Genomic DNA, 22,593 nt, shown 5'->3' with positions numbered 1-22,593 from the left:
CTCCTTGGGTCGCTGAATGAGCGGGCTCAGCCGAAACGGCCCGTGATGTAGTCTTCCGTCTCCGTCTTGTTCGGCTTGAAGAAGATCTGCTCGGTCGAACCGAATTCGATCAGCTCGCCCAGGTACATGTAGGCGGTGTAGTCGCTGCAGCGGGCAGCCTGCTGCATGTTGTGCGTGACGATGGCGATGGTGTAGTCCTGCTTGAGCTCGTGCACCAATTCTTCCACCTTGCCGGTGGAGATCGGATCCAGCGCGGACGTGGGTTCGTCGAGCAGCAGCACCGAGGGCTTCACGGCCACGCTGCGCGCGATGCACAGGCGTTGCTGCTGGCCGCCGGAGAGCGACAGGCCGCTCTGGTTGAGCTTGTCCTTGACCTCGTTCCAAAGGGCCGCCTTGGACAGCGCCCATTCCACCCGATCGTCCATCTCGCCGCGACTGAGATCTTCGTACAGCTTCACGCCGAAAGCGATGTTGTCGTAGATCGACATCGGGAACGGCGTGGGCTTCTGGAACACCATGCCGATGCGCGCGCGCAGCAGGTTGATGTCCTGCTTGGAGTCCAGGATGTTCTGGCCGTAGAAATTGATTTCGCCCTCGGCGCGCTGGCCGGGGTACAGGCTGTACATGCGGTTGAGCGTGCGCAGCAGCGTGGACTTGCCGCAACCCGAGGGGCCGATGAAGGCGGTGACCTTGCGCTCCTCGATGTTCATGTTGACGTTCTTCAGGCCCTGGAACTTGCCGTAGAAGAAGTTCAGGTTGCGCAGCTCCAGCGCATTCTTGGCGGTGGCCGTGGCGGCCGAGGCAGTGGCGGTGTTGGGCATGGTCGGTTCCGTGTCGGGTATTCGGTTGTGCGGGGACGGGGCTCAGCCCGCCTTCTTTTCGCGCAGGAAGACCCGCGCCACGATGTTGAGGGCCAGCACCGAGAGGGTGATCAGCAACGCGCCCCCCCAGGCCAGTCGAATCCAGTTGTCGTAAGGGCTCAGGGCGAACTGGAAGATCACCACTGGCAGGTTGGCCATGGGCGCACCCATATCGGTGCTGAAGAACTGGTTGTTCAGGGCGGTGAACAGCAGCGGCGCGGTTTCGCCGCTGATGCGGGCCACGGCCAGCAACAAACCGGTCATCACGCCGCTCTTGGCCGCGCGCAGCGTCACCAGCGTGGCCACTTTCCAGCGCGGCGCGCCCAGGGCGAAAGCCGCTTCGCGCAGGCTGCCCGGCACCAGGCGCAGCATGTTCTCGGTGGTGCGAACCACCACAGGCACCGCGATCAGCGACAGCGCCAGGCTGCCGGCCCAGCCGGAGAAGTTGCCCAGCGTGGCCACGGCGATGGCGTACACGAACAAGCCCAGCACGATGGAAGGGGCCGACAGCATGATGTCGGTCACGAAACGCGTGAGCTCGGCGGTCTTGCTGGTATCGCCGTACTCGGCCAGGTACACGCCGGCAAAGATGCCGATGGGCGTGGAAACCAGCACCGAGAAGCCCACCATCATCAGGCTGCCGACGATGGCGTTGGCCAGGCCGCCGCCATCCGTGCCCGGCGCCGGCGTGGACTGGGTGAACATGTTCCAGTCCAGCGCGGCCAGGCCGTTGCTGAACAGCACGCTAAGGATCCAGAGCAGCACGAACAGGCCCAGCACCATGGCGCCCATGGACAGGGTCAGGCCGATGGCATTGGCGCGCTGGCGGCGCTTGTAGAGGCGGTGGTTGAATTCCATGGTGTGGTGTCTCAGAGACCTTTGGCCTTTTCAGCGCGCAGCAGCATGATCTTGGCAGCTGACAGCACGATGAAGGTGATGACGAAGAGCAGGAAACCGAGGGCGAACAGGGTGGAGAGGTGGAAGTCGGCCGCTTCACCGAACTCGTTGGCCAGCGTCGAGGCGATCGAGGTGCCGGGCGAGAACAGCGAAGTCGGTAGGCGGTTGGCGTTGCCGATCACGAAGGTCACGGCCATGGTCTCCCCCAGTGCGCGGCCCAGGCCCAGCATGATCCCGCCGATCACGCCTTTTTGCGTGTAGGGCAGCACCACGCGGCGCACCACCTCCCAGGTCGTGCAACCCAGGCCATAGGCCGATTCACGCAGGATGGGCGGCACGATCTCGAACACGTCGCGCATCACCGCGGCAATGAAGGGCAGCACCATGAAGGCCAGCACGATGCCGGCGGCCAGGATGCCGATGCCGTTGGTGGCACCACCGAACAGGGGCCCGATCAGCGGCATCGAGCCCAGCAGGCCTTGCATGCCGGGCTGCACGTAGTCGGCGAACAGGGGTGCGAAGACGAACAGACCGAACATGCCGTAGATGATGGACGGCACGGCCGCCAGCAACTCAACGGCCGTACCCAGGGGGCGGCGCAGCCAGACGGGGCAGTTTTCGGTCAGGAAAAGCGCGATGCCGAAGGCCAGGGGAACGGCAATCAGCAAGGCGATGCCGGCGCTGGCCAGCGTGCCCACGATGGCGATCGCGGCGCCGAACTCCTCGTTGACGACGTCCCATTCGACACGCCAGACGAAACCCAGGCCGAACTTCTGGAAAGCCGGCCAGGCATTGACAAACAGGGAAATGATGATGCCCATCAGGGCCACCAGCACCAGCAGCGAGAAGCCCTGGGTGACCCGGTGAAAGAAGATGTCCTCGATGCGTTGCCGTTTGGCAATCGACACCATGCTGGGGTTGCCGGACGCTGCCGGCGCAGATTTCGAACTCATGGTTGTTCCCACGCTCATGTTGACTCCGTATTGTGATCCTGAGAACAACGGGATCCGCCGGCCAGCCCTTTCCAGCCGGCGGATGTCATCGGACAAGTCGGTTGCTGATTACTTCTGGATCTGCGACCAGACCTTGGAACGGATCTCGTTCGTCAGGCTGTCGGGCAGGGCCACGTAGTCCAGGTCGGCGGCCATCTGCTTGCCGCTCTTGAAGGACCAGTCGAAGAACTTCAGCACTTCGGCGGACTGGGCCTTGTCGGTCGGCTGCTTGTACATCAGGATGAACGAGGCGGTGCTGATGGGCCAGCTGTCGGCGCCCTTGGCATCGACCATGGACACGCCCATGCCCGGCACGCTGAACCAGTTCACGCCAGCAGCCGCGGCGGCGAACGACTTGTCGTCCGGGCTCACGTACTTGCCGTCCTTGTTCTGCAGTTGCAGGAAAGGCATGTTGTTCTTCTTGGTGTACGCGTATTCCACGTAACCCAGCGAACCCTTCACACGGGTCACGTTGGCGGCCACGCCTTCGTTGCCCTTGCCGCCGACGGAGGAAGCGGCCGGCCATTTCACGGCGGCGCCCTTGCCCACCTTGTCGGCCCAGTCCTTGCTGACGGTGGACAGGTAGTCGGTGAAGTTGAAGGTGGTGCCCGAGCCGTCCGAGCGGTGGATGACGGTGATGGCCTGGTCAGGCAGCGCTTTGCCGGGGTTCAGGGCGGCCAGCTTGGGGTCGTTCCACTTGGTGATGGTGCCCAGGAACATGTCGGCCAGCACGGGGCCGGTCACGCGCAGTTCGCCCGGCTTGAAGCCTTCGAGGTTGATCACGGGCACCGTGCCACCAATGATGGCGGGGAATTGCACCATGCCGTCTTTGTCGAGGTCTTCACCGGAGACAGGGGCATCGGTAGCACCAAAGGCCACAGTTTTGGCCTTGATCTGGCGGATGCCACCCGAAGAACCGATGGACTGGTAGTTCAGGCCAACGTTGGTTTCCTTCTTGTAGGCCTCAGCCCACTTGCCATAGATCGGGTAGGGGAAAGAAGCGCCTGCGCCGGTGATGTCGGCGGCCAGTGCGGAACCCATGCCAGCGGTCGCCATGGCGGCTGCGGCCACGGTCTTGAGGAAAATTCGTTTGTTGATCATGAAGTGACTCCTAGCGGTTGGGGATTCAGAACAAGGAGGACTTTAGGCAGGCAATATGACATCCATGTGACATCGAACGCTTGTCACACAACAGGCGATCATTCCTGAGACCACCGACAGGCGGCGCTTCACGGCCATGCGTCACAATCCGGGTTTTCCCGCTCAATCCAGCCCCTGGGGCCACCCCTCGGCCCCGCGCCGTCGTCTCGCATGCAAAACGGAACCCTCCTCGCCGCCATCGACCTCGGCTCCAACAGTTTCCGGCTGGAGATCGGCCGTTACCACTCGGGCCACATCGAGCGCATCGAATACCTGAAGGAAACCGTGCGCCAGGGCACCGGGCTGGACGAGGAAAAGAACCTCAGCCAGGCCGCCATGGAGCGCGGCTGGGAGTGCCTGGCACGGTTCGCCGAGCGGCTGCACGGCTTCAAGAAACAGCAGGTCCGGGCCGTGGCCACTCAGACCCTGCGCGAAGCGAAAAACCGCGACGAGTTCCTGCGCAACGCCCAGGCCATCCTGGGGTTCTCGATCGACGTGGTGTCGGGCCATGAAGAAGCCCGCCTGATCTACCAGGGCGTGTCCCGCCTGCTGCCCCACTCGGACGAAAAGCGCCTGGTGGTGGACATCGGCGGGCGCTCGACCGAGATGATCCTGGGCCAGGGCTACACGGCGCGCGCCATGGAGTCGTACCGGCTGGGCAGCGTGGCCTGGTCCACGCGTTATTTTCCGCGCGGCCAGTTCACCGCATCGGCCTTCAAGACCGCTGAAGTGGCGGCCAAGGCCGTGATCGACGAGGCGCTGGACAAATTCCCCCCGCCCGAATGGACCATCGCCTACGGCTCCTCGGGCACCGTGGGGGCGGTGGCCGACATGCTCGCGGCCAATGGCTGGGCCTCCGGCGTGGTCACGCGCGCCGGGCTGGACTGGCTGACCGAGCGGATGATCAAGGCCGGCAGCGCCGACCAGTTGCGCCTGGAGGGCCTGAAAGACGACCGCCGCCCGGTGATCGGTGGCGGCGTGAGCGTGCTGCGCGCCATCTTCGACCTGTTCGGCATCGAGCAGATGGTGCCGGCCCAGGGCGCGCTGCGCCACGGTGCGCTCTACGACCTGATTGATCGCGACACCGACGGCGGCGACGTGCGCGAGCGCACCGTGCGCTGGCTGGCCCACCGTTTCTCGGCCGACGATGTGCAGGCCCAGCGGGTCAGCGAGGTCAGCACCGCCCTCTTCGCCCAGATCGCGGCGCTCGACGCACAGAACGAGCGCTACTCGCAGAAACTGGCGTGGGCGGCACGCCTGCACGAGATCGGCACGCACATCTCGCACGAACGCTCCCACCACCACGGCGCGTACATCCTGGACAACATGGATGCCCCGGGCTTTTCCCTGCCCGAACTGCACCGCATGAGCCAGCTGGTGATGGGCCAACGCGGCAAGCTGCGCAAACTCGAAGACGCCCTGATGGACGAGCTGTTCGCCAAGCAGCTCATGGCGCTGCGCCTGGCCGTGCTGCTCTGCCACGCGCGCCAGATGCCGGAGTACCAATCGGTCAAGCTGAGCTACAAGTCGCGCGCCTTCAAGCTCTCGACCAACCCGGGATGGGCCAAACGCTACCCGCAGTCGGCCTGGCTGCTGGGGGAAGAGGTGGTGGCCTGGCAGAAGTCGGCCTGGAAGTTCACGGCGGACATCCGGTAGCGCCCACACTGTCACACAGCTGTCACTGTTCCGAGGTAGACGGGAAACGGTATATACGGTTTATACTCCGGCCCCTTTTGTCATCCCCGGAGTGCATTCATGGCCAGTCAGAGCAACAAAACCAGCCCCAAGAAACCCAAGCTGGTGCGCGACAGCTTCACCATCCCCAAGACCGAGTTCGCCGCCATCGACCAGCTCAAGACCCGTGCGATCGCACTGGGCTCCAGCGTCAAGAAAAGCGAACTGCTGCGCGCTGGGTTGATGGTGTTGCAAGGCCTGAACGACGCGGCCTACAAGGTGGCCCTCGCTGCCGTGCCCACGCTCAAGACGGGCCGCCCGACGGTGACCGACAAGCCGGCGGCCACCAAGCCCGCGGCAAAGCCCACCGCCAAAAAGGCCGCGAAACCCGCGACCAAGGCGATTGCCAAGCCGGCCGCACCCGCTGTCGCCCAGCCTGCGGCCAAGGCGGCATCCCCTGCCGCCAAGCCCGTGGCCAAGAAAGCAAGCGCAAAAAAATCGGCCCCCGCACCCAAGGCCGCCGTCAAGCGCCCGGTGGTCCGCCGCGCGGCACCCGCCAAAAAAGCCGTCTGATCAGATCAGCTCGGGCGTCTGCACCGTGACCACCACGGTCTGGCCCACGCCATCGCGCTCGCGGTGGCGCAGCCACCACACGGCGCCCTTCTTCACCGAACAGTCCTCTTCGGTCAGGCCCAGCAGGCGGGCCACCACGCGCCCCAGCGTGGGCTGATGGCCGACCACCACCACCGGCGACTTGCCGTAGGGCCATTGCACCAGCTCCAGCAAGGCCAGCGGGTCGCCGTCGGGTGAGAGGTCGTCGCGCAGCTTGTACTTGCGGCCCAGCGCCAGCACCGTCTCTTCACAGCGCACCGCCGGGCTGCTCCAGATGCGGGCGCCATCGGGCAGTTGCCGATCCAGCCAGGCGGCCATGCGGGTGGCCTGTTTTTCGCCGCGCGGGGTCAGCCGGCGCGCCAGATCCTGGGGATCACCGGGTCGCCCGGTCAATGGCTCGGGGTGGTCGTGCGCCTCGGCATGCCGCCACAGAATCAGGTCCATGGTCCGGTTTTCCATGTCGTCAGCCTTTGCTGCCATACAGGGCCATCAGGCTGGCCTGCGCCGAATGCAAGGTGATGCGGCCCCGGCCGTTGCCGTTGGCCCCGGCGGGCACGTAGCTGCCGTCCGGCCGCAGCAGCCACGCGTCCTTGGTGTCGTGCAGGTAGGCCTGCAGGCACTCGTCGATGATGCGATGGCGCAGCGCGCTGTCGGTCACGGGCCACGCGAGTTCGATGCGCCGCAGCATGTTGCGGTTCATCCAGTCGGCGCTGGAGAGCCAGAGCTCCTCCACCTCGCCGGTGCGGAAGTAGAACACCCGGGAATGCTCCAGCAGGCGCCCGATCACCGAGCGCACGTGCACGTTGTCGGTGAAGCCCGGCACCTGCGCGGGCAGGATGCAGGCGCCGCGCACGATCAGGTCGATCTTCACACCCTGCTGGGAGGCCACGGCCAACGCACGCGCCATCGGCTCGTCGGTCAGGGCGTTCATCTTCAGAACGATGCGCGCGTCCTGCCCGGCCTTGGCGGCGGCACCTGCGGCCTCCACCTTGTCGAGCATGGCCTTGTGAAGATGGAACGGCGCGATCAGGGCCTTGTTGAGCTTGGGCAGGCGGTTCTGGCTCGCCAGGTGCAGAAAGATCTGCTCCAGGTCGGCGGTGAGCGCGTCATCGGCCGTGAGGTAGCTCAGGTCGGTGTAGAGGCGCGCCGTGCCGGGGTTGTAGTTGCCGGTGGACAGGTGCGCGTAGCGGCGCAGGCCCGTGGCCTCGCGGCGCGTGACCAGCAGCATCTTGGCGTGCGTCTTGAGGCCCACCACGCCATAGACCACCTGGGCACCCACCGACTCCAGCCGTTCGGCGTAGTTGATGTTGGCCTCTTCGTCGAAGCGCGCCTTGAGTTCCACCACCGCCGTCACTTCCTTGCCACGGCGCACGGCTTCGCGCAGCAGGTTCATCAGCTCCGACTTGGCGCCCGTGCGGTAGATGGTCTGCTTGATGGCCAGCACGTCGGGGTCTTCCACCGCTTCGCGCAGGAAGCCCAGCACCGCATCGAAACTCTCGAAGGGCTGGTGGATGAGCACGTCGCCCTGCCGCAGGCGCTCGAAGTACGACTGCCCGGGTGTGAGCTGGGCCGGCCAGCCCGCGCTGTAGGTCTCGAAGCGCAGCGCGGGTGCTTCGACCTGGTCGATCAGCTGGTTCAGCCGCACGAGGTTGACCGGGCCGGGCACGCGGTACAGCGCCCGCTCGGTCAGCGCGAACTGCTCCAGCAGGAAGTTGGAGAGGTGGATCGAGCAGCCGGCCGAGACCTCCAGCCGCAGGGCCTGGCCATAGTGGCGCTGCTGCAAGCCCTTGCGCAAAGCGGTGCGCAGGTTCTTCACTTCTTCCTCGTCCACCGCCAGATCGGAATGGCGGGTGACACGGAACTGGGAAAACTCGGTGACCTGGCGCCCGGGAAACAGGTCGTTCAGGTGCGAACGGATCAGGCTGGAGATGGAGACGAAGTGCGTCTGCTTGGAGCCCTTGACCGGAGGCATGCGGAAGAAGCGCGGCAGGATGCGCGGCACCTTCACGATGGCGATCTCGTTCTCGCGGCCGAAAGCGTCCTTGCCCGTGAGGCGCACGATGAAGTTGAGCGACTTGTTCGCCACCTGCGGGAACGGATGGGCCGGGTCCAGCCCCACCGGCATCAGCAGCGGCTGCACTTCCTTGATGAAGAACTCCTTGACCCAGCGGCGCTGGCGCGGATTGCGCTCGCCGTGCGAGATCAGCTTGATGCCCTTCTTCTCCAGCAGCGGCAGCAACTCGTCGTTGTAGATGGCGTATTGCTGGGCGACCAGCGAATGCACCTTGTCCGAGAGCTGTTCGTAGGACAGCGAGGTGAAGGGGCCGCGCTGTTCGTTGGCCCGGGCCGCCGTCAGGTGGGGCGCCACGCGGACTTCGAAGAACTCGTCCAGGTTGCTGGAGACGATGCTCAAGTAGCGCAGGCGCTCCAGCAACGGCACGTCGGCCCGGCGCGCCCAGTCCATCACGCGTTCGTTGAAGGCGAGGATGCTGTGATCGCGATCGAGGAGGGGTAGCTTCTGATGCAGGGTGTTGCCGCTCATGGATGCCGCTGGAATCGAAGGGTTCGCCTGCTGCCCGCCGCTCCCGGCCGGTGATCCCTGGCGCACCATGTGTCGATTATTCAACGATTGGATGACGTTTGTGTGACAGTACCGTGCCATCCACCTCCTTCATGGCGCGAACCGCGGACCTCGGTCGGCGGGGCCGGGGCAGGACGCTGAGGTGGGACACGAACAGCGTCGCCGCCCGCCCCCATCCGAACTGGAGGGCGCGATCCCGCGCTTCGTGGCGTTTGACCTTGAGCGCGTCCTTCCAGGCCTCGCGCAGATCGTCGCGCAGGGCACCGGCCCCGCTGTTGCCAATCACCTGCAGGGGGCCGTCCACCGGGTAGGCGGCCACCGGCACGCCACAAGCCATGGCCTCGAGCATCACCAGGCCAAAGGTCTCGCTGCGACTGGGAAACACAAACACGTCCGCCGCGGCGTACACCTGCGCCAGCTCATGGCGGGGCAGCACCCCGAGCCAATGCACATTCGGGTAGCGCTGGCGCAACGCCGAGGTCAACGGCCCCACACCGCACACCACCTTGCTGCCCGGCAGGTCCATGCGCAGGAAGGCATCGATGTTCTTCTCGTAGGACAGGCGGCCCACGAACAGGCTGACGGGGTGCGCCAGCGGCCCCAGCGGCGCATAGCTGGTGGGAGGGTCCGTCAGCGAAAAAAGGCGCGTGTCCACGCCGTGCGTCCAGGCGCGCAATTGGCCAAAACCCCGCGCCTTGAGCATGTCGAGCACGCCCTGCGTGGGCACCATCACGCCGCTGCTGGGGCGGTGAAAGCGGCGACACAGCGCGTACCCCCACGACACGGGGACGCCCAGGGCCGCGTGCAGGATCTCGGGAAACTTGGTGTGGAAGGCGGTGGTGAACGCCAGTTTGCGGCGCAGGCAATGGCGCCGCGCGGCCCAGCCCAGCGGGCCTTCGGTGGCGATGTGGATCGCGTCCGGTTCGGCCGCGTTGATCAATTCGCGCATGCGGCGGCCGGGAAACAGCGCGACGTCGATGCCTGCATAACCAGGGCAAGGCCGCGTGCGGAACTGGCCCGGGTGGATCACCACCACCTCGTGGTCGCTGGCCTGCAGCTGCCGCGCCAGTTCCACAAGCGTGGTCACCACGCCGTTGACCTGGGGTTGCCAGGCGTCGGTCACGATCAGGATTTTCATGCGATGCGTCTCCCCCTGGCGCAAGCCGACTCAGGACGGTTGGCCCTCGGTCTGCGGTTCTGGCGACCGCTCCTCGTGGGACAGCGGCGTTGTGGCCTGCTCGCTCCAGTGCACCAGCTCGAGGCGGCCATCCAGATGCTCCACCAGCGCGGTCAGGCTCTCCACCCAGTCACCGTCGTTGCAGTACAGCGTGCCGTCGATGTGCCGCATTTCCGCCCGGTGGATGTGGCCGCAGACGACGCCCTGGTAGCCGCGCGAGCGGGCTTCGGCCGCCACCGCGCGCTCGAAGTCGGTCACGTAGTTCAGCGCGCTCTTGACCTTGTGCTTGAGGTACTGCGAGAGCGACCAGTAGGGCAGGCCCAGGCGCGCGCGCAGCGAATTGAGGTGGCGGTTCAGGCGCAGCGTGAGTTCGTAGGCGTTGTCGCCCAGGTAGGCCAGCCACTTGGCGCACTGGATCACGCCGTCGAAGTGGTCACCGTGCACCACCCACAGGCGCTGGCCGTCGGCCGTGGTGTGCACCGCCTCGTTCGCGACCTCGATGCCGCCGAAGTTGTGGCCATCGAACTGGCGCGCGAATTCGTCGTGGTTGCCCGGCACGAACACCACCCGGCAGCCCTTGCGCGAGCGCCGCAGCAGCTTCTGCACCACGTCGTTGTGCGCCTGCGGCCAATACCATTTGCGGCGCAGTTGCCAGCCGTCGATGATGTCGCCCACCAGGTACAGGGTGTGGCTGGGGTAGTGCTTCAGGAAATCGAGCAGCGGCCGTGCCTGGCAACCCGCGGTGCCCAGGTGCAGGTCGGAAATGAAAACGGCCCGATAGCGGGCACGTTCGCTGCCATCGCCGTGGGGCTCATCGTCGGGCAGCGGCGCAGCGCCTCCATCGGCCAGCGCACCGCGGAACTGGCTTTGCCAGGCCGCCAGTGCCGCCCCCTGGGGGGTCGCGCGAAGCGCAGCGGGTGGGGCCATGTCACGCCCCCAGGAAATGCTTGCGGTAGCGCGCCGGCAGGTCCGAGATGCGCATCAGCATGGGCAGATCGGCCGCGTTGAAGTCCGGGTCCCAGGCTGGAGGGCCCAGCACCTTGGCGCCCAGGCGCAGGTAGCCCTTGATCAGCGCGGGCGGCTCCACGTCGAGTGTGTCGTCGAGCTGCTCGATCGGCAGTGGCAGGCGGGGCCGCACGTGGCAGTCGATGGGGGCCAGGTGCGTCGCCTTCACCTGCCGCCAGATGCTGGCCGCCGCATGGCCCCCGCCCACCATGCCGTGCGGGCCTTCGTGCTGCATCGGGATGCTGGCGCAGCCGATCATGGTGTCGAGCTGGTTGCGCACCATGAACTCGGCCAGCGCGCCCCACAGCGCCATGATCACGCCACCGTGGCGGTGATCGGGGTGCACGCAGCTGCGGCCCAGTTCGACCATGCGCTCGCGCACGGCGCGCAGGCGGGTCAGGTCGAATTCGGTGTCGCTGTAGGTGCTGCCCACGCGCTTGGCCTGGGCCGGGGTCAGCACGCGGTAGGTGCCGATCACGCGCTGGCTCGTGGCATCGCGCACCAGCAGGTGTTCGCAGAAATCGTCGAACAGGTCCACGTCGTGGCCGGGCACCTGCTGCGGCAGGCGCGCGCCCATCTCGGTGGCGAACACGTCGAACCTCAGCCTTTGCGCTTCACGAACCTCGTCCAGATGCCGCGCCCAGGAGACGGCGATGCCACCGCTGACGGGCTGCGGCGCTGGCGAGAAAAGCGGGCGGGGATGAAGTGACCCCCGTGGCAACGAGACCGGCGAAAGGTCCAGCGTGGGGGTGGGCAGTTCTTTCATGGCGGGCTCCTGGGTCAGTGCGCCCACCGGGGGCGCGGAGTTGAGTGAAGCTGTGGTCATGAACAGGCAGTGTGCGAACCACGGGTGTCTCCCGCATGGCAATCGCATGAAGTTTTGGTGACAACGGCCCACCCCCAGGGGGCCTGCCAGAATACGAAGCTGTGAATCCCAACCCCGCCCCCCTCCGTGCGCAGCTGCGCTGTCACCCCGCCACGCCCAGTGGTGTGGTGCTGACGGTGTCGGTGGAGGTCCGCGTCCACGCCGATGGCTTGCGGCTGCGCTACGCGCTGCGGGGGGACACCACGGCGTTGCGCATCCCGGCACCGGCCGCGCCCGTGCCCACCGACGGCCTGTGGCGGCACACCTGCCTGGAGGCCTTCGTGGCCGCCGACGGCGAGGCCGCCTACCGCGAGTTCAATTTCTCGCCGTCGAGCGAGTGGGCCGCCTACCGGTTTTCATCCGAACGCCAGCGCGATGAGGCGGCCGAAGCCCGCGACCGCGCGTTGCTGCGCCCCCCCCTGGCCCACACCACGCCGCGCGCCCTCACGCTCACCGCGCGCCTGCCGGCCGCCGCCCTGCCCCGCAGCCCTTCCGCGCTGTGCCTGGGCCTGTGCGCCGTGATCGAGGAGCGCAATGGCCATCTGAGCTACTGGGCGCTGCACCACCCGAACGAACGCCCCGACTTCCACCACCCCGACGGCCGCGCCCTGCGGCTGGCCGCACCCCTGCCCTGACCCAAGACCCCATGCAATTCGGCATCGAACGTTTCCTGCAAGACCCTGCCCTGCGCGCCCCCTTGAAAGACCGGCGCGTGGCCCTGCTCGCGCACCCGGCCTCGGTCACGCGCGACCTGACGCATTCGCTGGACGCCCTGGCCGCCCTGCCCGACGTCCGGCTCAGCGCCGCCTTCGGCCCGCAACACGGCCTGCGCGGCGACAAGCAGGACAACATGGTCGAGTCGCCCGACTTCAACGACCCCCGGCTGGGCATCCCGGTGTTCAGCCTCTACGGCACGGTGCGGCGGCCAACCGACGCCATGATGGACAGCTTCGACGTGCTGCTGGTCGACCTGCAGGACCTCGGCTGCCGCATCTACACCTTCATCACCACGCTGCGCTATGTGCTGGAGGCCGCCGCGCGGCACGGCAAGGCGGTGTGGGTGCTCGACCGCCCCAACCCGGCGGGCCGCCCCATCGAAGGCCTCACGCTGCGCGAAGGCTGGGAAAGCTTCGTGGGCGCCGGTCCCATGCCCATGCGCCATGGCATGACCATGGGCGAGCTGGGCCACTGGTTCATCGCCACGCTCGGCCTGCAGCTGGAGTACCGCGTGATCACCATGGCCGGCTGGCAGCCCGAGGCGGCACCGGGGTTCGGCTGGCCCGAAGGCCGCACCTGGGTCAACCCCAGCCCGAACGCGGCCAACCTGTCGATGGCGCGCGCCTACGCCGGCACCGTGATGCTCGAAGGCACCACGCTCAGCGAGGGCCGGGGCACCACGCGACCCCTGGAGCTCTTCGGTGCGCCCGGCATCGACACCCGCCGCCTGGTCTCCGACATGCAGGGCCTGGCTCCGCAGTGGATCGGGGGCTGCGTCTTGCGCGAGTGTTTCTTCGAGCCCACCTTCCACAAGCACGTGGGCCAGCTGTGCGCGGGCGTGCAGATCCATGTGGAGGACCCGACTCACTACGACCACGCGGCCTTCAAGCCCTGGCGCCTGCAGGCGCTGGCGTTCCGGGCCTTGCGGCTGCAGGCGCCGGACTACCCGCTGTGGCGGGATTTCGCCTACGAGTACGAGCACGACCGGCTGGCGATCGACCTCATCAACGGCGGGCCGCTGTTGCGCGAGTGGGTGGACGATGTATCGGCAGCGCCCGATGTGCTGGACGCCACGGCGGCGGCCGACGAAGCCGCCTGGGCCGACGCGCGCCGGCCCCACCTGCTCTACTGAGCGCTCAGAGCCATTTCTGCAGGAACTGGGCGCTGCCCATGGCCGGGTCGAGCTGGTAACCGGCAAAACCGATGCGCTCGTAGAGGCGCATGGCGGGCTGGTTGCCGGACAGCACCTCCAGCGTGAGCTTCACCGCGCCGCGCTCGCGCGCGATCAACTCGGCCTGGGCCAGCATCTGCTCGGCAATGCCGCGACCCCGGTGGCTGGCCAGCACGGCCACGTCGTGCACGTTCACCAGCGGCTTGCAGGCGAAGGTGGAAAAGCCTTCGATGCAATTCACCAGGCCCACCGCTTGCCCGCCGTCAAAGGCCAGCACGCTGTAGGCCTGCGGCCGCGCCGCCAGGCTGGCCACCAGGTTCGCTTTGGCAAAGGCCGACAACCCCTGCCCACCACCCGCAGGATCGCTGGCGTAGGCATCGAGCAGCAGGACCAGCGCCGCCGCGTGCGCGGGGTTGGCGTAGTCGGCGCGCAGCGTGGTGATGTCGGCCGTGGTCACGCCGGCACCTGTGCCTGCACCGCGGCGGCCAGACGCTCCGCGCAGGCCTGGGCCTGCTTGGCGTCGCGCGCTTCCACCATCACGCGCAGCAGGGGCTCGGTGCCACTGGCGCGGATCAGCACGCGGCCGCTGTCGGCCAGTTCGGCCTCCACCGCGCGCGTCTCTTCGTCCAGGAAGGTGTTGGTCTTCCAGTCCTGACCGGGCTTGAGCCGCACGTTGATCAGGGTCTGCGGGAACAGCGTCACGTCGGCCAGCAACTGGGCCATGGTCTTGCCGCTGTCGACGCAGGCGTGCAGCACCTGCAGGGCCGACACCAGGCCGTCGCCGGTGGTGTGGCGGTCCAGCACCAGCAGGTGGCCGGATCCTTCGCCGCCCAGGATCCAGCCATGGCGCTCGAGTTCTTCCAGCACGTACCGGTCGCCCACCTTGGCGCGCACGAACTTCACGCCGCGCGACTTGAGCGCGACCTCCACCGCCATGTTGGTCATGAGCGTGCCCACCACACCCGGCACGTCTTCGTCGCGCGCGATGCGGTCCGCCACGATCAGGTACAGCAGTTCGTCGCCGTTGTAGAGGCGCCCCTGGGCATCGACCATCTGGATGCGGTCGGCATCGCCATCGAGCGCGATGCCGTAGTCGGCGCCGTGGGCCTTCACGGCCTCCAGCAAGGCCTGCGGGTGGGTGGCACCCACGTGGTGGTTGATGTTCAGGCCATCGGGCGAACAACCGATCTTGATGACCTCGGCACCCAGCTCGTGGAACACGGCGGGCGCGATCTGGTAAGCCGCCCCATTGGCGCCATCCACCACGATCTTCAGGCCCTTGAGCGTGAGGTGGTAGGCGCAGGTGCTCTTGCAGAATTCGATGTAGCGGCCGGCCGCGTCGTCCAGCCGGCGCGCCTTGCCCAGCAAGGCCGATTCCACCCACACGGGTGGCTCTTCCAGCGCGGCCTCGACCGCCAGCTCCCAGTCGTCCGGCAGCTTGGCGCCCTGGGCGCTGAAGAACTTGATGCCGTTGTCGGCAAACGGGTTGTGGCTGGCCGAAATGACCACCCCCAGGCTGGCGCGCTGCGCCCGCGTGAGGTAAGCCACCGCGGGCGTGGGCACCGGGCCGAGCAGCACCACGTCCACCCCCGCCGAGTTGAAACCCGATTCGAGCGCCGACTCCAGCATGTAGCCGGAAATGCGCGTGTCCTTGCCGATCAGCACGGTGGGGTGTGCCTCGGTGCGCCGCAACACGCGTCCCACGGCATGCGCCAGGCGCAACACGAAATCGGGGGTGATGGGGGCCTGCCCGACGGTGCCTCGGATGCCGTCGGTGCCAAAGTATTTGCGGGCCATGTTGCTCCTGTCCTCTCTCTTGTTGTGGGATTCGGGTCCCCCCATTATCGCGGGCGGCCCTGACGGTCAGCTGATTTGCAATGCCTGCCAGACCTTGAGCGCGTCCACCGTGTCACGCACGTCGTGCACACGCACCACGCGCGCACCGCGCTCCACCGCCAGCAAGGCCGCCGCCACACTGGCCGCCGCGCGGTCGGCGGGCCTCTCGTGGCCGGTGACCGCACCCAGTGTGGACTTGCGCGACCAGCCGGCCAGCAGGGCATAACCCAGGGGCAACAACTCCGCCTGGCGGGCCAGCAGGCTCAGGTTCTGGGCCACGGTCTTGCCAAAACCGATGCCGGGGTCGAGCACGATGCGCTCGCGCGCCACGCCGTTCGCCACCAGCGCGCCGGCTCGTTCGGCCAGGAAGGCGAGCACGTCGGGCAACACGTCGCCTTCCATGGGGGCCACCTGCATGGTCTGGGGATCGCGGTGCATGTGCATCAGGCACACGCCGCATCCCGGGTGCGCCGCCACCGCCTGCAGCGCGTCACCGCGCCGCAGGGCCCAGATGTCGTTGACGATGTCAGCCCCCGCGTCGAGCACCGCCCGCATCACCTCGGGCTTGTAGGTGTCCACCGAGACCGGCACGTCCAGGCGCACCGCCTCCCGGACCACGGGCAGCACGCGCGCCAGTTCCTCCTCCAGCGGCACCGCCGGGCTGCCCGGGCGCGTCGATTCACCGCCGATGTCCAGGATGTGGGCGCCCTCCTTCAGCAACTGCTCGCAATGCCGCAGCGCAGCGGCTGTGCCGGCATGCAGCCCGCCATCGGAAAACGAATCGGGCGTGACGTTGACGATGCCCATGACGCGCGGGCTCGTGAGGTCGATATCGAAACGGGTGGTTTGCCAGCGCATGGGAAAACAAAAGAACGGTAGAAACGACAACGGGGCCGAAGCCCCGTATGTGCATGAAGAATCCGCGCCGCTCAGGCGGCCGAGGGTGTGGGGTCGGTGGTCACCGCCGGGGTGCCTCCGCTGCCACCACCACCACCCACCGAGGGGTTGCGCGGCGTCCAGTCCTTCGGCGGGCGCGGTGGCTTGCCGGCCATGATGTCGTCGATCTGGTCGGCGTCGATGGTTTCCCATTCCAGCAGCGCGGTGGCCATGGCGTGCATCTTGTCGCTGTGCTGCTCGATCAGGTCGCGCGCCAGCTTGTACTGGGCGTCGATGATGCGGCGCACCTCGGCGTCCACCTTCTGCATGGTGGACTCGCTCATGTTGGTGGTCTTGGTCACCGAACGGCCCAGGAACACTTCGCCTTCGTTCTCGGCGTAGACCATCGGGCCCAGCGCGTCGGTCATGCCGTAGCGCATCACCATGTCGCGGGCGATGGTGGTCGCGCGCTCGAAGTCGTTCGAAGCGCCGGTGGTCATCTGGTTCATGAACACTTCTTCGGCGATGCGGCCACCGAACAGCATGCTGATCTGGTTCAGCATGTAGTCCTTGTCGTAGCTGTAGCGGTCCTGCGCGGGCAGGCTCATGGTCACGCCCAGCGCGCGGCCGCGCGGGATGATGGTGACCTTGTGCACCGGGTCGCACTTGGGCAGCAGCTTGCCGATCAGCGCGTGGCCCGACTCGTGGTACGCCGTGTTGCGGCGCTCTTCCTCGGGCATGACCATGCTCTTGCGCTCGGGGCCCATGAAGATCTTGTCCTTGGCCTTCTCGAAGTCCTGCATCTCCACCACGCGCGCGTTGCGGCGCGCGGCCATCAGGGCGGCTTCGTTGCAGAGGTTGGCCAGATCGGCACCGCTCATGCCCGGCGTGCCACGCGCGATCACGCTGGCGTTCACGTCGGTGCCCAGCGGCACCTTGCGCATGTGCACGTTCAGGATCTGCTCGCGGCCGCGGATGTCGGGCAGCGTCACATAGACCTGGCGGTCGAAGCGGCCCGGGCGCAGCAAGGCGGCGTCCAGAATGTCCGGGCGGTTGGTCGCGGCGACCACGATCACGCCCAGGTTGGTCTCGAAACCGTCCATCTCCACCAGCATCTGGTTGAGGGTCTGTTCGCGTTCGTCGTTGCCACCGCCCAGGCCCGCGCCACGCTGGCGGCCCACGGCGTCGATTTCATCGATGAAGATGATGCAGGGCGCGTTCTTCTTGGCGTTCTCGAACATGTCGCGCACGCGGGCCGCGCCCACGCCGACGAACATTTCCACGAAGTCGGAACCCGAGATGCTGAAGAACGGCACCTTGGCTTCACCGGCAATGCCCTTGGCCAGCAGCGTCTTGCCGGTGCCCGGCGGGCCGACCAGCAACAGACCACGCGGAATGCGCCCACCCAGCTTCTGGAACTTGGCCGGGTCTTTCAGGAAGTCCACGACTTCCTTGACTTCTTCCTTGGCCTCGTCGCAACCCGCCACGTCGGCGAAGGTCACGGTGTTGTTGTTCTCGTCGAGCATGCGGGCCTTGCTCTTGCCGAAGCTGAACGCCCCGCCCTTGCCGCCGCCCTGCATCTGTCGCATGAAGTAGATCCAGACGCCGATCAGCAGCAGCATCGGTCCCCAGCTGACCAGCAGGGTCATGAGCAGCGAACTCTCTTCGCGCGGACGCACGTCGAACTTGACGTTGTTGTTGATCAGGTCGCCCACCAGGCCGCGGTCGAGGTAGGTGGCGGTGGTGCGCACGCGACGGTCGTCCTGCGTGATGGCCACGATTTCGGTGCCGCCCTGGCCTTCCTGGATGGTGGCGCTCTTGATGCGCTGGGCTTTGACCTCGTCGAGGAACTCGGAATACCCCATGTAACCCGAACCCGCCGCGGAGCGCGTGTCGAACTGCTTGAAGACGGTGAAAAGCACCATGGCGATGACCATCCACACGGCGATTTTCGAAAACCACTGGTTGTTCAAGTGCAGCTCCTGGAGACGATAGTGACTGACAAGCTCATATGTTTCCCATTCTAGGACTTTCAAGCCCCCATGCCCCTGGGGCATGACGTGGCAATGTCAATCAAAGGGTTGGCATTTTTCAATGGCGCCAGGGCGTCAAGCCCCTCAACCGACCTTTTTGAGACCCAGTCCCACCAGGAAGGTTTCCGAGGATTTGTCCCGGGAGGCCTTGGGTTTGACCGCCTTGACCGTGCGAAAGGTCTCGCGAAACAGCGCCACCATGGGGTCATAGGCCCCGCCATGGAACAGTTTGACCACCAGCGCACCGTCGGGTTTGAGGTGATGAACGGCAAAATCCACCGCGAGTTCGACCAGATCGGAGATCCGGGCGGCGTCGGTCATGCCGATGCCCGAGAGGTTGGGCGCCATGTCCGACACCACCAGATCGACCTGCTGCACACCCCGGTCCACCAGGGACTGCTCCAGCTCAGCCAGCACCGCCGCCTCGCGAAAATCGCCCTGGATGAAGTGCACGCCTTCCACCGCCTCCATGGGCAGCATGTCCAGCGCGACGATGGTGCCGTGCAATTCGCCCACGGCCGCCCCGTTCGGGCTGAGCCGGCGGCGCAGGTACTGGCTCCAGGCCCCGGGCGTGGAACCCAGATCGACAACCGCCTGTCCGGGCCGCACCAGCCCCAGCGTTTCATCGATTTCCTGCAGCTTGTAGGCCGCCCGCGCACGGTAGCCATCCTTCTGCGCCAGGCGCACGTACGGGTCGTTGACGTGCTGGTTGAGCCAGGCCTTGTTGACCTTCTTGCTCTGTGTTTTGACTTTCATGCCCATGAGGGACGCCTGGGGTCTGTGTAAACGATAATTGTCACATGCCCCAGATCACACTCACCCCCGCCCAGCGCAAAGTCCACCGAGCCGAGGCCCACCACCTCGATCCCGTCGTCCACATCGGGGGTGACGGTCTGAGCGCCTCGGTGAAGAAAGAAGCCGATGCCGCGCTCAAGGCCCACGGCCTGATCAAGATCCGGGTGCTCAACGACGACCGCACCGCCCGCGAAGCCATGCTCCAGACCCTGGCCGACGAGCTGGACGCTGCGCCGATCCAGCACATCGGCAAGCTGCTGGTGCTCTGGCGCCCCATGCCGGAGAAGGAAAAAGTCGTCGACGAGGACCGCAAGCCGGGCCCGCGCGACGTCAAGGTGCTGAAATTCAGCAAGCGCGGCGGCCAGCGCCCCGAGGTCAAGGTGGTGCGCGTGCTGGGCAACCAGCGCCTCACGCCCGGTGGCCAGGTCAAGCGCGCCAAGGTCATGAAAAAGAGCGTGAAGAAGAGCGCGCAATCCCAATAGCCGCGATAGCCTCTGGCTCCCCGTTCGTGCAGGGCCGCGCCTTGAACTTCCCTCATACCGCCACATCTGAGAACGCATGAACGACCGAACCGCCCCAGCCACCCTCAATCCCCTGCTCGACTTCAGCGACCTGCCCCGCTTCGATGCGATCACGCCCGCGGCGGTGGGGCCCGCGATGGACCTGCTGCTGCAGGCCGCGAGTACGGCGCTGGAAGAGGTCACGGCACCCGGTTTTCCCAACGATTGGGCCCGGATTTCCCTCACGCTGGACGTGCCTGCGGAGCGCCTGTCGCGCGCCTGGGGCGCGGTGAGCCACCTCAACAGCGTGGCCGACACCCCCGAGCTGCGCGCGGCCTACAACGAGGCGCTGCCCAAGGTCACCGAGTTCTGGACGCGGCTGGGTGCCGACGAGCGCCTGTACGCCAAGTACAAGGCCATGAACCCCGCCACGCTCAATGCCGAACAGGCCCAGGCCCACCACAACGCCATGCGCGGTTTCGTGCTGGGTGGCGCGGCCCTGGAAGGCGAGGCCAAGGCCCGCTTTGCCTGGCTGCAGGAACGCCAGGCCGAACTGGCCCAGAAGTTCAGCGAAAACGCATTGGACGCCACCGACGCCTTTTCGCTGATCGCCACGGCCGACGAGATGGCCGGCGTGCCCGACGACGTACTCCAGGCCACCGCCGCGGCGGCCCAGGCCGACGGCAAGACCGGCCACAAGCTCACGCTGAAGATGCCCTGCTACCTGCCGGTGATGCAGTTCGCCCACAGCAGCCCGCTGCGCGAGAAGCTCTACCGCGCCTACGCCACCCGCGCCAGCGATCAGGCCGCTGGCGAGGCGACCAAGTTCGACAACACCGCGATCATGGGCGAGTTGCTCGCCTTGCGCCACGAAGAGGCCCGCCTGCTGGGCTACCGCCACTACGCCGACGTGTCGCTGGTGCCCAAGATGGCCGAATCACCCGAGCAGGTGATCGCCTTCCTGCGCGACCTGGCCGCCAAGGCCCGGCCCCACGCCGAGAAAGACCTGGCCGACCTGCGCGAATTCGCGGCCACCGAACTCGGCCTGAACGATCCCCAGGCCTGGGACTGGCCCTACATCGGCGAGAAGCTGAAGGAAGCGCGCTACGCCTTCAGCGAGCAGGAAGTCAAACCCTATTTCACCGCCCCCAAGGTGCTGGCCGGTCTGTTCCAGATCGTCGAGACCCTGTTCGAGGTGGCGATCCGCCCCGACCAGGCACCCGTGTGGAACCCGGGCGTGGCGTTCTACCGCATCGAGCGCTCGGGGCCTCAGGGCACCGAGCTGGTCGGGCAGTTTTACCTGGACCCGGCCGCCCGCACCGGCAAGCGGGGCGGCGCCTGGATGGACGATGTGCGCGCGCGCTGGCTGCGACCCGACACGGGCGTGCTGCAAACGCCGGTGGCGCACCTGGTCTGCAACTTCGCCGAGGGGGTGAACGGCAAGCCTGCGCTGCTCACGCACGACGACGTCATCACCCTGTTCCACGAGTTCGGCCACGGCCTGCACCACATGCTCACGAAAGTGAACGAGCGCGATGTCTCCGGCATCAGCGGCGTGGAGTGGGACGCGGTCGAGCTGCCCAGCCAGTTCATGGAGAACTTCTGCTGGGAGTGGGATGTGCTCAAGCACATGACGGCCCACGTGGACACCGGCGAGCCGCTGCCGCGCGCGCTGTTCGACAAGATGCTGGCCGCCAAGAACTACCAGAGCGGCCTGCAGACGCTGCGCCAGGTGGAGTTCTCGCTGTTCGACATGCTGCTGCACAGCCTGCCCGAGCCCGCCGCCAGTGGTGCGGCCATTCTGGCGCTGCAGCAACAGGTGCGCGACGAAGTGGCCGTGCTGCAACCGCCGGCCTACAGCCGCACGCCGCACACCTTCAGCCACATCTTCGCCGGCGGTTACTCCGCGGGCTACTACAGCTACAAATGGGCCGAAGTGCTGTCGGCCGATGCCTACGCCGCCTTCGAGGAAGCGGCGCTGCAAAATGGCCACAGCACGCTGGACGTCGCCACGGGGCGCCGCTATCGTCAGGCGATCCTGGAAGCCGGCGGCAGCCGCCCGGCCATGGAATCGTTCAAGGCCTTCCGAGGCCGCGAGCCGAGCATCGACGCCCTGCTGCGCCACCAGGGCATGGCTTGATTTGTCCCGTGGCCTGCCGATAGGAACCGCCATGAACGCCCGTTGCCCCGCGCCCCGACTGCTTGCCCTGGCCGTGCTGTACGGCCTGCTCGCCGCACCCGTGCTCGCGCAAGGCGTCTACCGGATCGTGGGGCCGGATGGCAAGGTCACCTACTCCGACCAACCACCGCCGGCGACCACCCCGGCACGGCCCGTGGGCGGCACGGCGGCGGGCGCCTCCGCCGGCGCAAGCGCCCAATTGCCCTTTGAACTGCGCCAGACCAGCAGCCGCTACCCGGTCACGCTCTACACCGGTCGCGACTGCGCACCGTGCAACAGCGGGCGCAACCTGCTCAATGCGCGTGGCATTCCCTACAGCGAGAAGACGGTCGAGACGCCACAGGATGCTGAAGCGCTCAAGCGGCTCAGCGGCGAGGCCTCTCTGCCGTTCCTGACCATCGGCAGCCAGCAGATCAAGGGCTATTCGGACACCGAGTGGTCGCAGTTCCTGGACGCCGCCGGTTACCCCAAGCAATCCGCCCTGCCCTCCAGCTACCGCCGCCCGGCCGCCACGCCTCTGGTGGCAACGGCGCGGCCTGCTGAAGCGGCAGGTGCGTCTTCTGCCACGCGCGAGCAACCCGCAGCGCCCTCCGCACCGGCCGAAGTGCCCGTGACGCCGCCCCCGCAGAACCCCGCCGGCATCCGTTTCTGATCACCGGGCCGCCTTCGGCGGCGGCCCACTC

21 protein-coding genes are annotated in these 22,593 nt (G+C 66.9%); 7 read left to right on the top strand and 14 right to left on the bottom strand.

Going from position 1 to position 22,593, the window contains the following annotated elements; genetic code table 11:
- Window positions 1-26: 26 nt before the first annotated feature.
- From pstB to pstS, 4 genes are all read right to left on the bottom strand, one after another.
- The gene (gene pstB / locus AC1Q9M_RS17190) at window positions 27-821 is read right to left on the bottom strand and encodes a phosphate ABC transporter ATP-binding protein PstB (RefSeq protein WP_382157401.1); all 795 of its coding nucleotides are present in this window, start codon (window positions 819-821) and stop codon (window positions 27-29) included.
- A gap of 42 nt (window positions 822-863) precedes the next feature.
- A complete protein-coding gene (gene pstA / locus AC1Q9M_RS17185; RefSeq protein WP_382157399.1) occupies window positions 864-1,718 on the bottom strand; it encodes a phosphate ABC transporter permease PstA in 855 nt (284 codons plus the stop codon).
- A gap of 11 nt (window positions 1,719-1,729) precedes the next feature.
- Window positions 1,730-2,710, bottom strand: a complete 981-nt coding sequence (pstC, locus tag AC1Q9M_RS17180; protein WP_382157397.1) for a phosphate ABC transporter permease subunit PstC — start codon at window positions 2,708-2,710, stop codon at window positions 1,730-1,732.
- Window positions 2,711-2,818: 108 nt separating this feature from the next.
- Window positions 2,819-3,850, bottom strand: coding sequence for a phosphate ABC transporter substrate-binding protein PstS (pstS, locus tag AC1Q9M_RS17175; protein ID WP_382157395.1), 1,032 nt, complete (start codon window positions 3,848-3,850; stop codon window positions 2,819-2,821).
- A 210-nt stretch (window positions 3,851-4,060) separates the two neighbouring features.
- Between pstS and ppx the strand changes: the two genes are divergently transcribed.
- Both ppx and AC1Q9M_RS17165 read left to right on the top strand, forming a co-directional pair.
- Window positions 4,061-5,545: an exopolyphosphatase gene (ppx, locus tag AC1Q9M_RS17170; protein WP_382325184.1), complete on the top strand. Its 1,485-nt coding sequence runs from the start codon at window positions 4,061-4,063 to the stop codon at window positions 5,543-5,545.
- A gap of 99 nt (window positions 5,546-5,644) precedes the next feature.
- Window positions 5,645-6,136: a hypothetical protein gene (locus tag AC1Q9M_RS17165; protein WP_382325186.1), complete on the top strand. Its 492-nt coding sequence runs from the start codon at window positions 5,645-5,647 to the stop codon at window positions 6,134-6,136.
- On the opposite strand, the gene AC1Q9M_RS17160 is transcribed toward AC1Q9M_RS17165, so the two are convergent.
- From AC1Q9M_RS17160 to AC1Q9M_RS17140, 5 genes are all read right to left on the bottom strand, one after another.
- The gene (locus AC1Q9M_RS17160; RefSeq protein ID WP_444686707.1) at window positions 6,137-6,619 is read right to left on the bottom strand and encodes a SixA phosphatase family protein; all 483 of its coding nucleotides are present in this window, start codon (window positions 6,617-6,619) and stop codon (window positions 6,137-6,139) included.
- Window positions 6,620-6,638: 19 nt separating this feature from the next.
- Window positions 6,639-8,717 (bottom strand): polyphosphate kinase 1, encoded by a 2,079-nt coding sequence (ppk1, locus tag AC1Q9M_RS17155; protein WP_382325189.1) that lies wholly within the window; start codon window positions 8,715-8,717, stop codon window positions 6,639-6,641.
- Window positions 8,718-8,793: 76 nt separating this feature from the next.
- Complete coding sequence (locus tag AC1Q9M_RS17150) at window positions 8,794-9,894, bottom strand: glycosyltransferase family 4 protein (RefSeq protein WP_382157384.1); 1,101 nt, start codon at window positions 9,892-9,894, stop codon at window positions 8,794-8,796.
- A 30-nt stretch (window positions 9,895-9,924) separates the two neighbouring features.
- Window positions 9,925-10,860, bottom strand: a complete 936-nt coding sequence (locus AC1Q9M_RS17145) for a UDP-2,3-diacylglucosamine diphosphatase (RefSeq protein WP_492434786.1) — start codon at window positions 10,858-10,860, stop codon at window positions 9,925-9,927.
- 1 nt (window position 10,861) lies between these two features.
- Entirely contained in the window at window positions 10,862-11,704 is an 843-nt protein-coding gene (locus AC1Q9M_RS17140) for a GNAT family N-acetyltransferase (RefSeq protein ID WP_492434784.1), read from the bottom strand.
- A gap of 161 nt (window positions 11,705-11,865) precedes the next feature.
- Between AC1Q9M_RS17140 and AC1Q9M_RS17135 the strand changes: the two genes are divergently transcribed.
- Both AC1Q9M_RS17135 and AC1Q9M_RS17130 read left to right on the top strand, forming a co-directional pair.
- Window positions 11,866-12,438: a DOMON-like domain-containing protein gene (locus AC1Q9M_RS17135; RefSeq protein ID WP_492434782.1), complete on the top strand. Its 573-nt coding sequence runs from the start codon at window positions 11,866-11,868 to the stop codon at window positions 12,436-12,438.
- Between the two features lie 11 nt (window positions 12,439-12,449).
- A complete protein-coding gene (locus AC1Q9M_RS17130; protein ID WP_492434780.1) occupies window positions 12,450-13,652 on the top strand; it encodes an exo-beta-N-acetylmuramidase NamZ family protein in 1,203 nt (400 codons plus the stop codon).
- 4 nt (window positions 13,653-13,656) lie between these two features.
- Here the strand turns inward: AC1Q9M_RS17130 and AC1Q9M_RS17125 are convergent, their stop codons facing one another.
- The 5 genes from AC1Q9M_RS17125 to AC1Q9M_RS17105 form a co-directional block, all read right to left on the bottom strand.
- Window positions 13,657-14,148 carry a GNAT family N-acetyltransferase gene (locus AC1Q9M_RS17125; RefSeq protein ID WP_382325195.1) on the bottom strand — a complete coding sequence of 164 codons (492 nt, stop codon included), beginning with the start codon at window positions 14,146-14,148 and terminating at the stop codon, window positions 13,657-13,659.
- Window positions 14,145-15,488 (bottom strand): phosphoglucosamine mutase, encoded by a 1,344-nt coding sequence (gene glmM / locus AC1Q9M_RS17120; RefSeq protein ID WP_382157372.1) that lies wholly within the window; start codon window positions 15,486-15,488, stop codon window positions 14,145-14,147. Before glmM ends, AC1Q9M_RS17125 begins: the two co-directional genes overlap by 4 nt.
- 66 nt (window positions 15,489-15,554) lie before the next feature.
- Window positions 15,555-16,385, bottom strand: coding sequence for a dihydropteroate synthase (folP, locus tag AC1Q9M_RS17115; RefSeq protein ID WP_492434777.1), 831 nt, complete (start codon window positions 16,383-16,385; stop codon window positions 15,555-15,557).
- Window positions 16,386-16,456: 71 nt separating this feature from the next.
- Complete coding sequence (gene ftsH, locus AC1Q9M_RS17110; RefSeq protein ID WP_382157368.1) at window positions 16,457-18,376, bottom strand: ATP-dependent zinc metalloprotease FtsH; 1,920 nt, start codon at window positions 18,374-18,376, stop codon at window positions 16,457-16,459.
- A 144-nt stretch (window positions 18,377-18,520) separates the two neighbouring features.
- A complete protein-coding gene (locus tag AC1Q9M_RS17105) occupies window positions 18,521-19,192 on the bottom strand; it encodes an RlmE family RNA methyltransferase (RefSeq protein ID WP_444686712.1) in 672 nt (223 codons plus the stop codon).
- Between the two features lie 44 nt (window positions 19,193-19,236).
- Between AC1Q9M_RS17105 and AC1Q9M_RS17100 the strand changes: the two genes are divergently transcribed.
- The 3 genes from AC1Q9M_RS17100 (at window position 19,237) to AC1Q9M_RS17090 (ending at window position 22,562) form a co-directional block, all read left to right on the top strand.
- Window positions 19,237-19,713, top strand: a complete 477-nt coding sequence (locus tag AC1Q9M_RS17100; protein WP_291112915.1) for a YhbY family RNA-binding protein — start codon at window positions 19,237-19,239, stop codon at window positions 19,711-19,713.
- Between the two features lie 76 nt (window positions 19,714-19,789).
- Window positions 19,790-21,871 (top strand): M3 family metallopeptidase, encoded by a 2,082-nt coding sequence (locus AC1Q9M_RS17095; protein ID WP_492434774.1) that lies wholly within the window; start codon window positions 19,790-19,792, stop codon window positions 21,869-21,871.
- A 31-nt stretch (window positions 21,872-21,902) separates the two neighbouring features.
- Window positions 21,903-22,562, top strand: coding sequence for a DUF4124 domain-containing protein (locus AC1Q9M_RS17090; RefSeq protein WP_492434772.1), 660 nt, complete (start codon window positions 21,903-21,905; stop codon window positions 22,560-22,562).
- The last annotated feature ends 31 nt before the right edge of the window (window positions 22,563-22,593 follow it).

It is taken from the genome of Hydrogenophaga sp. GW823-FHT04C09 (assembly GCF_058796355.1).
Note: the sequence above shows the minus strand (reverse complement) of the source record. Positions and strands in the feature narration are given on the sequence as shown.

Bases quoted from the DNA above. Each gene is read 5' to 3' on its own strand.
- pstA (WP_382157399.1), bottom strand. From the start codon at position 1,718: ATGGAATTCAACCACCGCCTCTACAAGCGCCGCCAGCGCGCCAATGCC.
- AC1Q9M_RS17165 (WP_382325186.1), top strand. From the start codon at position 5,645: ATGGCCAGTCAGAGCAACAAAACCAGCCCCAAGAAACCCAAGCTGGTG.
- AC1Q9M_RS17105 (WP_444686712.1), bottom strand. From the start codon at position 19,192: ATGAAAGTCAAAACACAGAGCAAGAAGGTCAACAAGGCCTGGCTCAAC.
- AC1Q9M_RS17150 (WP_382157384.1), bottom strand. From the start codon at position 9,894: ATGAAAATCCTGATCGTGACCGACGCCTGGCAACCCCAGGTCAACGGC.
- ppk1 (WP_382325189.1), bottom strand. From the start codon at position 8,717: ATGAGCGGCAACACCCTGCATCAGAAGCTACCCCTCCTCGATCGCGAT.
- pstC (WP_382157397.1), bottom strand. From the start codon at position 2,710: ATGAGTTCGAAATCTGCGCCGGCAGCGTCCGGCAACCCCAGCATGGTG.
- glmM (WP_382157372.1), bottom strand. From the start codon at position 15,488: ATGGCCCGCAAATACTTTGGCACCGACGGCATCCGAGGCACCGTCGGG.
- ppx (WP_382325184.1), top strand. From the start codon at position 4,061: ATGCAAAACGGAACCCTCCTCGCCGCCATCGACCTCGGCTCCAACAGT.
- folP (WP_492434777.1), bottom strand. From the start codon at position 16,385: ATGCGCTGGCAAACCACCCGTTTCGATATCGACCTCACGAGCCCGCGC.
- AC1Q9M_RS17160 (WP_444686707.1), bottom strand. From the start codon at position 6,619: ATGGACCTGATTCTGTGGCGGCATGCCGAGGCGCACGACCACCCCGAG.
- pstB (WP_382157401.1), bottom strand. From the start codon at position 821: ATGCCCAACACCGCCACTGCCTCGGCCGCCACGGCCACCGCCAAGAAT.
- AC1Q9M_RS17090 (WP_492434772.1), top strand. From the start codon at position 21,903: ATGAACGCCCGTTGCCCCGCGCCCCGACTGCTTGCCCTGGCCGTGCTG.
- AC1Q9M_RS17100 (WP_291112915.1), top strand. From the start codon at position 19,237: ATGCCCCAGATCACACTCACCCCCGCCCAGCGCAAAGTCCACCGAGCC.
- pstS (WP_382157395.1), bottom strand. From the start codon at position 3,850: ATGATCAACAAACGAATTTTCCTCAAGACCGTGGCCGCAGCCGCCATG.
- AC1Q9M_RS17130 (WP_492434780.1), top strand. From the start codon at position 12,450: ATGCAATTCGGCATCGAACGTTTCCTGCAAGACCCTGCCCTGCGCGCC.
- AC1Q9M_RS17145 (WP_492434786.1), bottom strand. From the start codon at position 10,860: ATGGCCCCACCCGCTGCGCTTCGCGCGACCCCCCAGGGGGCGGCACTG.
- AC1Q9M_RS17095 (WP_492434774.1), top strand. From the start codon at position 19,790: ATGAACGACCGAACCGCCCCAGCCACCCTCAATCCCCTGCTCGACTTC.
- AC1Q9M_RS17140 (WP_492434784.1), bottom strand. From the start codon at position 11,704: ATGAAAGAACTGCCCACCCCCACGCTGGACCTTTCGCCGGTCTCGTTG.